Genomic DNA, 11,250 nt, shown 5'->3' on the forward strand with positions numbered 1-11,250 from the left:
TAGCAAGGGCGCCGGCACTCCCTCTGGCGCCTTCCATTCGCTTGTCTCATCATCGCCGCCGGCAGAGCGTCGGCGGCGATGACGCGCTCGTACCGCCGTTGCGGTAGAAGAGCGCCATTCAGGATTGCTGCATGGATGATGTGATTCTTTCCCTTGAAGGGGTCGGAAAGATCTTTCCCGGCGTCGTCGCGCTGAGCGACGTCTCGCTGTCGATCGCGCGCGGCGAAACCCATATCGTGCTGGGCGAGAACGGCGCCGGCAAGTCGACGCTGATCAAGCTGCTCGCCGGCATCTACCAGCCGGACAGCGGTGCGATCGCGTTCAACGGCAAGCCCTACCGGCCCAGGACGCCGCATGACGCGCATCAGAGCGGCATCCGCATCGTGCACCAGGAGCTGAACCTCCTGCCCTATCTCAGCATCGCCGAGAACCTGATGCTGGAAAACCTGCCGCGCCGCGCCTTCGGCGTCGTCGACCGCAGGGCGCTGAACCGCCGGGCCGTCGCGCTGCTCAAGGAGGTCGGCGTCGACATCGATCCGAGGACGCGGGTCGAGGCGCTCGGCGTCGCGCAGATGCAGCTGGTCGAGATCGCCAAGGCGCTGAGCTACGACAGCAAGCTCCTGGTGCTGGACGAGCCGACGGCGACGCTGACGCCGCCGGAGATCGAGCGGCTGTTTTCCATCATCAAGCGGCTGAAGGCCAAGGGCGTCACCATCATCTACATCTCGCACCGCCTGCACGAGGTGTTCGAGATCGGCGACCGGGTGACCGTCCTGCGCAACGGCCGGCTGGTCGCGACCCGCGACCTTCACGGCCTGTCGGTGCCGGATATCGTGCGCATGATGATCGGCCGCGACATCGCCGACGAATTCGGCTTCGATGCCAGGGTCGTGCCGGGCAAGGTCGCGCTCAGCGTGACCAATCTGAAGCGCGATGCCGCGACGCCCGCGATTTCCTTCGACGTCCGCCACGGCGAGATCCTGGGCGTCGCCGGCCTGGTCGGCAGCGGCCGCACCGAAGCAATGCGGGCCCTGTTCGGCGCCGATCCCAAGCTCGACGGCGTCGTCGAGATCGACGGCCGGCCGGTGGCGATTACGGCGCCCAAGGACGCGGTCCGGGCTGGGCTCAGCCTGCTCACCGAGGACCGCAAGGGCCAGGGCCTGCTGCTCGACCTGGCGGTGGACAGGAACATCACCATCACCGATCTCGGCAAAGTCTCGCGCCACGGGCTGCTCAACCGCCGGGCCGAGAGCGCGGCAGCAAATGATCTCGTCGGCCAGCTCCGCGTCAAGGCAAGCTCGATCGAGCAGGCGGTGCGCAACCTTTCCGGCGGCAACCAGCAGAAGGTGGTTTTGGCCAAGTGGCTGTTCCGCGGCACCTCGACGCTGATCCTCGACGAGCCGACGCGCGGCGTCGACATCGGCGCGCGGCGCGAGATCTACCAGCTTCTGTGGATGCTGGCGGCGGCGCAAAAGGGCATCATCATGGTGTCGTCCGACCTGCCTGAGCTGATGGGCATGTGCCACCGCATCATCGTCTTTTCCAAGAACAGGATCGTCGGCGAGGTGCCGCGACCCGAATTCGACCAGGAGCGCATCCTGTCGCTTGCCTACCAGGAGTACGTGCGGCCATGAGCGAGACGTCCCAATCCCTCGTGTCGGCGCCGGTTTCCCCCGGGCGGGCGAAGTTCCTGCGCTTTCTCGTGCGCGACGCCGGCGTGCTGCTCGCCCTGGTGCTGATCACGCTGTTCTTCTCAGTCAGCGCGCCCTATTTCGCCACGCCCGGCAACGCGCTCAAGATCTTCGTGCAGATCGCCATCAACACGGTGCTGGCTGCCGGCATGACCTTCGTCATCCTCACCGGCGGCATCGACCTGTCGGTCGGTTCGGTGCTGGCGCTCTGCACCGTGGTCGGCGCCACCGTCATGATCAATGAGAGCCTGTCGCCGGCGGTGGCGATCACGCTGGCGCTGCTCGCCTGCATGGCGACGGGCGCGGTCTGCGGCTTCCTCAACGGCTGGATCTCGACGCGCTGGAAGATCCCGTCCTTCATCGTCACGCTCGGCATGCTCAACATGGCGGCGGGCGCGGCCCGCGTCGTCAGCGACAATTCGACCATCACCGGCCTGCCGCAGAGCTTCGTCGATTTCGGCAATCTCATCATCGGCGGCTTCCTGCCGTCGATCTTCCTGGTCGCGGTGCTGGTGATCGCGGCCGGCTGGTTCGTGCTGCGCTTCACCGTCTTCGGCCGCATGATCTTCGCCGTCGGCACCAATGACGAGGCGGTGCGGCTCTCCGGCCACAATCCGGATTTCTACAAGGTCGCGGCCTTCACCATCAGCGGCCTGACGGCCGGCATCGCGGCGATGGTCTATCTTTTGCGCCTCAATATCGGCAGTCCGATCGCCGGCGTCGGCTACGAGCTCAACGCGATCGCCGCCGTCATCATCGGCGGCACCAGCCTCAGCGGCGGCAAGGGCTCGATCGTCGGCACGCTGGTCGGCGCCTGCATCCTGCAGGTCTTGAGCACCGGGCTGCAGCTCCTCGGCGTCGGCGACAATTTCAAACCGATCGTGATCGGCCTTGTCATCGTGCTCGCCGTCATTCTAGACGCTTATCGGGAGAGGCTGTTGCGGAGGATCCGCTAGAGCGGTTCAAGGAAAAGTGCATAGCGGTTTTCCGTCCGGAGTTGCGTAGGAAATCCAGGGAGTCACCGGGACCAAGGGACCATGACAACGATTGCCGATGTCGCACGCTACGCGGGGGTGTCCGTCGCAACGGTCTCGCATGTGATGAACCGCACGCGCCATGTCGAGCCGGAGACGGCCGAGCGCGTGCGCGCGGCGATCACCGCCTTGCGCTACAGCCCGAATTCGCTGGCGCGCAGCCTCAGGCGCGGCGAGACCAAGACCATCGGCCTGCTGCTCCCCGACAATTCCAATCCGTTCTTCGCCAGCGTGGCGCGCCAGATCGAGGATGCGGGCTTCGTCGCCGGCTATACGGTGATCCTGTGCAATTCCGACGGCAGCGCCGAGAAGGAGGAGCGCTATCTGTCGGTGCTGATGGCCAAGCAGATCGACGGGCTGATCTTCGCCGGCTCGTCCGACCATGCGCGGGTGTTTGCGAGCCTCTCCGCCGCGGTGCCGGCGGTGCTGCTCGACCGCGAGATCCATTCGGTCAATGTCGATTCCGTGCTGGTCGACCATGATCACGGCGGCTATCTCGCCGGGTGCCATCTGGTCGGGCTCGGCCACAAAAGGATCGGCGTCATCGGCGGCCCGCGCGATTCGAGCTCCAGCCCTGCCCGCCTGCGCGGCTTTACCCGCGCGCTCGAGGAAGCAGGCCTCGCACTGCCCCCCTCGTCGGTGGTCGATTCCGACTATCATTTCGCCGGCGGGCGGCTGGCGATGGAGCGGCTGCTGGAACAGGCGCCGGAGATCACAGCGGTGTTCGCCTGCAACGACCTGATGGCCATGGGCGCCATCACCGCGCTGCGCTCGCGCGGTTTGCGGGTGCCAGACGACATGTCGCTGATCGGCTTCGACGACATTCCCTACGCCGTCACCACCTGGCCGCCGCTGACGACGATCGCCCAGCCGGTCGAGAAGATCGGCACGCGGGCGGTGAGCCTGCTGCTCGAGCGCGTCGTCGAGCCGGAAGCGCCCTCGCGCCGCGAGGTGCTGACGCCAGTCCTGGTCGAGAGGGAAAGCTGCGCGCCCTTGCGCGGATAAAGTCAGGAGAAGCCAACGGGCTGAGGACCGGGCATGGACTTCCGGTCCGGTTCAGATGGCTTGTGGCGCTGGAACAGATCCATGTGGTCGGTTCCCCAGATCCGCAGCGCCTGGATGATCGGCTCAAGGCTGCGTCCCAGCTCGGATACGCTGTATTCAACCTTCGGCGGCACCTGCGCGTAGACGGTGCGGGTCACCAGTCCGTCGATCTCCAGATCGCGTAGCTGGTTGGTCAGCATTCGCGGCGTCAGACCGGGAACAAGCCGGCGAATTTCATTGAAGCGCGCGGTGCCCGCAAGCAAGTGATGCAGGATGACGGACTTCCACTTGCCGTCGATGAGGCTGATCGCGGCTTCCACGGCGCAGCCGGGATTGCAGTCGAACCGGGAATGCCGGGGTTTGGCCAAATCAGTATCCTTTCGATACTAGATGCAATATTTGTGCATATTACGCGTTTTGATCATATGCGCTAGCTAGGACCCAGACAAGGAGATCCATCAATGCGCGCAATTGCCTATCAAAAACCCTCGCCGATCACCGACGACGCCTCGCTCGTCGACATCGACCTGCCTGAACCGTCGCCCGACGGGCATGACATTCTGGTCGAGGTGAAGGCCGTCTCGGTCAATCCCGTGGACTACAAGATCCGCCGCAGCACGCCGCCGCAGGGTGGCGACTGGAAGGTCCTCGGCTGGGACGCGTCAGGCGTCGTCCGGGCAGTCGGCAAGGATGTGACGCTGTTCCAGCCGGGCGATCCCGTCTTCTATGCCGGTTCGATCACCCGGCCGGGCAGCAATGCCCAGCTTCACCTCGTCGACGAACGGATCGTCGGGCCGAAGCCGCAGACGCTGGACTGGGCCGAAGCGGCGGCCTTGCCTTTGACGGCGATCACCGCCTGGGAATCGCTCTTTGACCGGCTCGACGTGAAGAAGATTGTTCCGGGGGCAGCCCCTGCCGTCCTGATCGTCGGCGGCGCCGGCGGTGTCGGTTCGATCGCCGTCCAGATCGCGCGGCAATTGACCGACTTGACGGTCATCGCCACCGCATCCCGGCCGGAGACGCACGAATGGGTGCGCAAGCTTGGCGCGCACCATGTGATCGACCATTCGAAGCCGCTGGCGGCGGAGGTCGCCGCACTTGGCATCGGCGCGCCGGCATTCGTCTTTTCCACCACGCAGACCGGACAGCACGTCAAGGAAATCGCCGAGCTGATCGCGCCGCAAGGCCGCTTCGGTCTGATCGACGATCCCGGCGCGTTCGACATCATGCTGTTCAAGCGCAAATCGGTGTCGATCCACCACGAACTCATGTTCACCCGCTCGATCTTCGGCACGCCGGACATGGCAGAGCAAGGCAGGCTCCTCAAGGAGGTGTCGCGACTGGTCGATGCGGGCCGCCTGAGGACGACGCTCACCCGGCGCCTGTCGCCGATCAACGCGGCCAACCTCAAGATTGCGCATGCGCTGCTGGAAAGCGGCACGGCCCGCGGCAAGATCGTGCTCGAAGGCTTCGCGGCAAAATGAGGGAGCAGGACCAGGCTTCCGCGGGGGTCGCTTGATCGGCGACCGATGCCGGCCTCACGCGGCCGGCTGCATCTGCGCTCTCAGCAGCATGCCGAACAGGTCGCGCGGCTCGTCGGGGTCGGCGAGGAGGTCGAGCTCCTCATAGAGGCCGGTGGTCTGGAGCTGGTCGCGGACATAGCGCAGCGCGGAAAAATCCTCGGTGGCGAAGCCGACGGAATCGAACAGCGTGATCTGCTCCGGCGTCTTGCGGCCCTCGGCTTGGCCGGTCATCACCTGCCACAGCTCGGTCACCGGATGGTCGGCGTCGAGCTGCTGGATCTCGCCCTCGATGCGCGTCTGCGGCGGAAACTCGACGAAGATGTCGGAGCGCAACAGGATGTCGCGATGCAGCTCGGTCTTGCCGGGGCAGTCGCCGCCGACCGCGTTGATGTGCACGCCGGAGCCGACCATATTGTCGGTGAGGATCGTGGCGTACTGCTTGTCGGCGGTCACGGTGGTGATGATGTCGACGCCTTCCACCGCGTCCTGTCCGGTCTGGCAGATGGCGATGTCGAAACCCTTGCCGGCGAGGTTGCGGGCGCATTTTTCCGAGGCCGAACGGTCGATGTCGTAGAGCCGCAGCCGGTCGATGCCGAGCAGCGCCTTGAAGGCGATGGCCTGGAACTCGGACTGGGCGCCGTTGCCGATGATGGCCATGGCTCTGCTGCCCTTGGGCGCCAGGTATTTGGCGGCGACGGCGGAGGTGGCGGCGGTGCGCAGCGCCGTCAGGATCGTCATTTCAGTCAAGAGCATCGGATAGCCGGAACCGACATCGGCGAGCACGCCGAAGGCGGTGACCGTCTGGCGGCCCTCGCGCATGTTCTTCGGATGGCCGTTGACATATTTGAAGCCGTACATCTTGCCGTCGCTGGTCGGCATCAGCTCGATGACGCCGTCATGGCTGTGCGAGGCGATGCGCGGCGTCTTGTCGAACAGCTCCCAGCGGCGGAAATCCTCCTCGATATAGGCGGCGAGCTCGGTGAGAAAGCGCTCGACGCCGATGGCGAGCACCAGCTTCATCATGCGGTCGACGCTGACGAAGGGGACGATGGCAAGGCGCGAAGGCTGGGTCATGATCAGAGGCTTCCGGAATGGCTGCGGGTCGGGCGGTCCATGATGCGGCGGCCCATCAGGCTGGCGGTGAGGTCGACCATCAGCGTCGCGGTGCGGCCGCGCTCGTCGAGGAACGGGTTCAGCTCGACAAGGTCGAGGCTGGAGACCAGGCCGCTGTCGGACAGCATCTCCATCACCAGATGCGCCTCGCGGAAGGTGGCGCCGCCGGGCACGGTGGTGCCGACCGCCGGCGCGATCGACGGGTCGAGGAAATCGACGTCGAGGCTGACATGCAGGAGCCCGTTTGCCGCTTCGACTTTGGCCAGGAAAGCGCGCAGCAGCGGGGCGATGCCGTGCTCGTCGATGGCGCGCATGTCATGCACGGTCACGCCCGCCTCTTTCAGCGCGCGGCGCTCGGCCGGATCGACGCTGCGCAGGCCGATCGTGCAGATGCGGGCCGGGTCGACGGCGGCCGGCAGATCCGGAAAATAGCCCTGGAAACCTACCTGTCCGCTGGCATAGGCGAGCGGCACGCCGTGCAGATTGCCGCTGGTGGTGGTGTCGAGCGTGTGGAAATCCGGATGCGCGTCGAGCCACAGCACGAAGAGCGGCCGGCCGCGCTCGGCCGCGCGGCGCGCCACGCCGGACACCGTGCCGGCGGAGATCGAGTGGTCGCCGCCGAGGAAGATCGGCATGGCATCCCTCGAAGCCGCATAGGCGGTCTCGGCGATCGCCGTCGTCCAGGCGGAAATCTCCGGCAGCGCCTTGAGCGCAAGATTGCCATGCGCGACGGCGCGCGCCTGAGCCTTCTCGACCGCGCCCCAGTCCTCGACCTCGTGGCCGAGCTCCGACAGCACCGAGACGAGCCCGGCGGTGCGCAGCGCGCTCGGCCCCATCTCGCATCCCATCCTGCCCGCGCCGTCCTGCACCGGCGCGCCGACGATCCTGCAGCGCATGATTCTTTTTAGCCCTTTTGCGAATAGACCTTGCGATTTGATCGAGAGAGTGAACCATCGCGGCCTGGCGGTTTGAATAGGGAAAATTGGCATTTCGAAAAGCTTGATCTATCATATTGCGCAGATGTCCTGATCGAAATGGAAAAGCATGGATGCGCTCGACGAAAGGCTGGTGACGCTACTGAGGCACGATGCGCGGCGCAGCGTCTCCGATCTCGCGCTCGATCTCGGCGTCTCGCGCGCGACGGTCAGGGCGCGCATGGAGCGGCTGGAGAAATCCGGCGAGATCATCGGCTACACGGTGGTGCTGCGCGCCGACGCGGTCGACCAGAGGATACGCGGCGTCATGCTGATCGAGATCGAGGGCCATGCCGCCGACCGCGTGATCAGGGCGCTCGGCGGCTTTCCCGAGGTGTCCACCATCCACACCACCAACGGCCGCTGGGACCTGGTGGTCGAGCTCGGCACCGCATCGCTGACCGATTTCGACGCCGTGCTGCGGCGGATAAGGCTGATCCCCGGCATCACTGGCAGCGAGACGAGCCTGCTCTTGGCGACGCCGCGGACGACCAGGGCAAGGCTGGGGTAGGCTCTTTTTGGGGAAGCGCCAGCCCAGACGCGAAAAAGCCGCGGCGAACCGCGGCTTTTCGTTTGCTTGATCCTCGGTGAGGAAACTGGAGCGGGTGAGGCGATTCGAACGCCCGACCCCAACCTTGGCAAGGTTGTGCTCTACCCCTGAGCTACACCCGCTCGCGCGGCCTTGGGCCGCAAGCCGCGCCTATATGGCCGAAGAGCGCGCCGATTGCAACAGGGAAATGACGGTCTTTTTGGAGCTAGCTCTTCATGCGCAGACGGTTCGTTTCGAACCGGCGGAGTCCGTTGGGCCACTCAAAGCGTCTTGCGCAATTCCGGGCGTCTTGCGCAATTCCGGGCGTCTTTGCGCAACTCCGGGGCGTCTTTGCGCAACTCCGGGGCGTCTTGCGCAATTCAGGGCGCGTCTTACGCAATTGCGGACGGAAACCGCTTCGCGCTTTTTCTCGAATTGCTCCGGCGATCTTGCCGCGAGGGGATGGTTGGCCGTAAACGGCATATCCTTCCCGACGATGCGAGGACCGATGCCGAAGACCGAAGCCGAGCTTTACGCCTTTCTTGCCGATCTCGGCATCTCCGTCTCGACGGTGCGCCATCCGCCCTTGTTCACGGTCGCCGATTCGCAGGCGCTGCGCGGCGAGATCCCGGGCGGCCACACCAAGAACCTCTTCCTCAAGGACAAGAAGGACAATTTCTTCCTCGTCACTGTCGGCGAGGAGGCGGAGGTCGATCTCAAGCAGATCCATCATCTGATCGGCGCCGCCGGCCGCGTTTCGTTCGGCAAGCCGGAAATGCTGATGGAGCTGCTTGGCGTCATTCCGGGCGCCGTCACCGTGTTCGGCCTGATCAACGACACGGCCGGGCGGGTGAAGGTGTTTCTCGACCAGGAATTGATGAGCCACGAGGTCATCAACGGCCATCCGCTGACCAATGAGGCGACGACGACCATCGCCGCCGCCGATCTCGTCAGATTCGTCGAGGCAACCGGCCACGATGCTGTTATCTTGAAAGTCTCACTATCTTGAAAGTCGGGGCCTGATCGCCACATGGATGGCGAAACCGAACTCCGACAATGACGCGCCGCGCCTTCATGCCGGCGGCGGCGCGACCGAAAGGGCGACGACATGAGTGACAACAACCCGTTCAGCGGCTCATTTGGCGGCAATGCCGGCCAGTACGCCCAATCCGTCCAGTATGGCGGGGCAGACCGCGCCAAGGCATCGCTCGGCGAGGCGCCGGCGGCGGCCGACCTGATCAAGGACACCACGACCGCCACATTCGCGGCCGACGTCATCCAGGAATCGCGCCGCCAGCCGGTGCTGGTCGACTTCTGGGCGCCCTGGTGCGGTCCCTGCAAGCAGCTGACGCCGCAGCTCGAAAAGGCGGTCAAGGCCGCCGGCGGCAAGATCAAGCTGGTCAAGATGAACATCGACGACCATCCCTCGATCGCCGGCCAGCTCGGCATCCAGTCGATACCCGCGGTCATCGCCTTCAAGGACGGCCAGCCGGTCGACGGCTTCATGGGCGCCATTCCCGAAAGCCAGATCACGCAGTTCATCCAGAAGGTAGGCGGCAAGGGCGGCGGCGGCGCGCCGCAGATCACCGAAGCGCTGGCCGCGGCCGCCGAGGCACGCGAGGCGGGCGACGTCCACACCGCTGCCGACATCTATGACGCGATCCTCGAGCAGGCGCCCGAGACCATCGAGGCGATCGCCGGGCTGGGCGAGATCCTGTTCGAGGCCGGCGACAGCCAGGGCGCCGAGGCGGTGCTTGCGAAGGCGCCCGAGGACAAGAAGGACGCGCCGGCGCTTAGCGCCCTGCGCGCCAGGATGACGCTGGCGGCGGAAGCGGCCGCGCTCGGCAATCCGGCAGAGTTCGAGCGCCGGCTCGCCGCCGATCCGAACGATCATCAGGCGCGGTTCGACCTGGCGATGGTGCAGAATGCGCACGGCCAGAAGACGCAGGCCGCCGACAACCTGCTGGCCATCATCAAGGCCGACCGGACCTGGAACGACGACGGCGCCCGGGCGCAGCTCTTGAAGTTCTTCGAGGCCTGGGGGATGACCGACGAGGCGACGCTGGCGGCACGGCGCAAGCTGTCGTCGCTGTTGTTTTCCTGAGCGCTTTGCCGGCTCTATTGCCGGGCGGGCTTGCGCGAGGCGGCAACTGCGCCAGATAGTGGGCTTGCCCGGCCGGCGAACGGGTCGGACAAGCCGGGGCTGCGTCGGAGGAGATCGCCGGTTTCACACGCTGGCCGGCGACGACGCCTTTTTGGAGGGTTGAAGTGCAGGTCGGAAACGCCCGCTACCGGCTCGCGAGGGATCTGCCGTCGACGATCCCGGTGTTTCCGCTCGCCGGAGCGCTGCTCTTGCCGGGTGGCCGCATGCCGCTCAATATTTTCGAACCGCGCTATCTGCAGATGATCGACCAGGCGATGGCCGGGCCCCGGCTGATCGGCATGATCCAGCCAAGCCTCGACGGCGCGTTGCGCGACGATGGCGAGCCGGAGCTTTGCAGCGTCGGCTGCGCCGGGCGCATCATCTCGCTCGCCGAGACCGGCGACGGGCGCTACCTGATCTCGCTGCAAGGGGTCTGCCGCTTCCGCGTCACGCAGGAGCTGACGGTCAAGACGCCGTTCAGGCAATGCCGGATCGCGCCCTTCCTCGCCGATCTCGAGGAGGACCCGGCCGGGGCCGAGGTCGACCGGCCGGCGCTGCTCAAGGCGTTCCGCGCCTATCTGCAGGCCAATGACCTCGAGGCCGACTGGGAAAGCGTCAGCCGCGCCGAGAACGCCATGCTGGTCAACGCGCTGTCGATGATGGCGCCCTATGGGCCGGCCGAGAAGCAGGCGCTGCTCGAAGCGGCGGACCTGAAGACGCGCGCCGAGACGCTGATCGCCATCACCGAGATAACGCTGGCGCGCGAGGATGAGGATTTTGGGTCAAGCCTGCAATAGATGCAGTTGGACAAAGGAAAAAGAGCGATGGCGGCGGATGGACGTGACGCGCGGAAGGCCACGGTCGACCCGAAGCTGCTGGAACTGCTCGCCTGCCCGCTGACCAAGGGGCCGCTGACCTGGGACGCGGAGCGCGGCGAGCTGATCTCGCGCGTGGCCAAGCTTGCCTATCCGGTGCGCGACGGCATCCCGATCATGCTGCCTTCGGAGGCGCGCACGATCTCGGCCGAAGATGCGCTGCCGCCGCCACCGCGGCTGAGTGGGCCGTCGTGAGCGATAGCTGCAACGACGTAGAGGGGGGCGCTGTCCGCCGCCGACATCCAGGTTAGAGCAATTCCAGGAAAAGTGCGTAGCGGCTTTCCGTCCGGAATTGCGCAAAAACAAACGCTTAGAGCGGGCCGG

Annotated in this window: 12 protein-coding genes and 1 tRNA gene; 9 read left to right on the forward strand and 4 right to left on the reverse strand. The window is 65.8% G+C overall.

Translation table 11 applies throughout. The features are described from left to right. Nucleotides 1–131 precede the first annotated feature (131 nt). The 3 genes from EJ067_RS17030 to EJ067_RS17040 all read left to right on the forward strand — a co-directional run bounded on the left by EJ067_RS17030 (nt 132) and on the right by EJ067_RS17040 (nt 3,730). Nucleotides 132–1,634: a sugar ABC transporter ATP-binding protein gene (locus EJ067_RS17030; protein ID WP_126086782.1), complete on the forward strand. Its 1,503-nt coding sequence runs from the start codon at nt 132–134 to the stop codon at nt 1,632–1,634. Then, the gene (locus EJ067_RS17035; RefSeq protein WP_126086783.1) at nt 1,631–2,647 is read left to right on the forward strand and encodes an ABC transporter permease; all 1,017 of its coding nucleotides are present in this window, start codon (nt 1,631–1,633) and stop codon (nt 2,645–2,647) included. Before EJ067_RS17030 ends, EJ067_RS17035 begins: the two co-directional genes overlap by 4 nt. A gap of 81 nt (nt 2,648–2,728) precedes the next feature. Then, entirely contained in the window at nt 2,729–3,730 is a 1,002-nt protein-coding gene (locus EJ067_RS17040; RefSeq protein ID WP_126086784.1) for a substrate-binding domain-containing protein, read from the forward strand. 2 nt (nt 3,731–3,732) lie between these two features. Here EJ067_RS17040 and EJ067_RS17045 read toward each other — a convergent pair whose 3' ends face one another. Then, nucleotides 3,733–4,137 carry a helix-turn-helix domain-containing protein gene (locus tag EJ067_RS17045; RefSeq protein WP_126086785.1) on the reverse strand — a complete coding sequence of 135 codons (405 nt, stop codon included), beginning with the start codon at nt 4,135–4,137 and terminating at the stop codon, nt 3,733–3,735. A 93-nt stretch (nt 4,138–4,230) separates the two neighbouring features. On the opposite strand from EJ067_RS17045, the gene EJ067_RS17050 reads away from it, so the two are divergent. Continuing rightward, complete coding sequence (locus tag EJ067_RS17050; protein WP_126086786.1) at nt 4,231–5,253, forward strand: zinc-binding alcohol dehydrogenase family protein; 1,023 nt, start codon at nt 4,231–4,233, stop codon at nt 5,251–5,253. A gap of 54 nt (nt 5,254–5,307) precedes the next feature. On the opposite strand, the gene EJ067_RS17055 is transcribed toward EJ067_RS17050, so the two are convergent. Beyond that, a complete protein-coding gene (locus tag EJ067_RS17055; RefSeq protein ID WP_126086787.1) occupies nt 5,308–6,366 on the reverse strand; it encodes an ornithine cyclodeaminase in 1,059 nt (352 codons plus the stop codon). A 2-nt stretch (nt 6,367–6,368) separates the two neighbouring features. Continuing rightward, nucleotides 6,369–7,301, reverse strand: a complete 933-nt coding sequence (gene rocF, locus EJ067_RS17060) for an arginase (protein WP_126086788.1) — start codon at nt 7,299–7,301, stop codon at nt 6,369–6,371. 148 nt (nt 7,302–7,449) lie between these two features. Here rocF and EJ067_RS17065 point away from each other — a divergent pair, with 148 nt between their 5' ends. Beyond that, the gene (locus EJ067_RS17065) at nt 7,450–7,890 is read left to right on the forward strand and encodes an Lrp/AsnC family transcriptional regulator (protein ID WP_126086789.1); all 441 of its coding nucleotides are present in this window, start codon (nt 7,450–7,452) and stop codon (nt 7,888–7,890) included. A gap of 86 nt (nt 7,891–7,976) precedes the next feature. Here the strand turns inward: EJ067_RS17065 and EJ067_RS17070 are convergent. Then, nucleotides 7,977–8,051: transfer RNA gene (locus EJ067_RS17070), tRNA-Gly, on the reverse strand. A gap of 365 nt (nt 8,052–8,416) precedes the next feature. Here EJ067_RS17070 and EJ067_RS17075 point away from each other — a divergent pair. The 4 genes from EJ067_RS17075 (at nt 8,417) to EJ067_RS17090 (ending at nt 11,121) form a co-directional block, all read left to right on the forward strand. Continuing rightward, entirely contained in the window at nt 8,417–8,917 is a 501-nt protein-coding gene (locus EJ067_RS17075; RefSeq protein ID WP_126086790.1) for a prolyl-tRNA synthetase associated domain-containing protein, read from the forward strand. 99 nt (nt 8,918–9,016) lie between these two features. After that, nucleotides 9,017–10,012 (forward strand): thioredoxin, encoded by a 996-nt coding sequence (gene trxA / locus EJ067_RS17080; protein ID WP_126086791.1) that lies wholly within the window; start codon nt 9,017–9,019, stop codon nt 10,010–10,012. 164 nt (nt 10,013–10,176) lie between these two features. Beyond that, nucleotides 10,177–10,848 carry an LON peptidase substrate-binding domain-containing protein gene (locus EJ067_RS17085; protein WP_126086792.1) on the forward strand — a complete coding sequence of 224 codons (672 nt, stop codon included), beginning with the start codon at nt 10,177–10,179 and terminating at the stop codon, nt 10,846–10,848. Between the two features lie 27 nt (nt 10,849–10,875). Next, nucleotides 10,876–11,121, forward strand: a complete 246-nt coding sequence (locus EJ067_RS17090) for a Trm112 family protein (protein ID WP_126086793.1) — start codon at nt 10,876–10,878, stop codon at nt 11,119–11,121. The last annotated feature ends 129 nt before the right edge of the window (nt 11,122–11,250 follow it).

Source organism: Mesorhizobium sp. M1D.F.Ca.ET.043.01.1.1, assembly GCF_003952385.1.
In the GTDB taxonomy this organism is placed as follows: Bacteria; Pseudomonadota; Alphaproteobacteria; order Rhizobiales; family Rhizobiaceae; genus Mesorhizobium.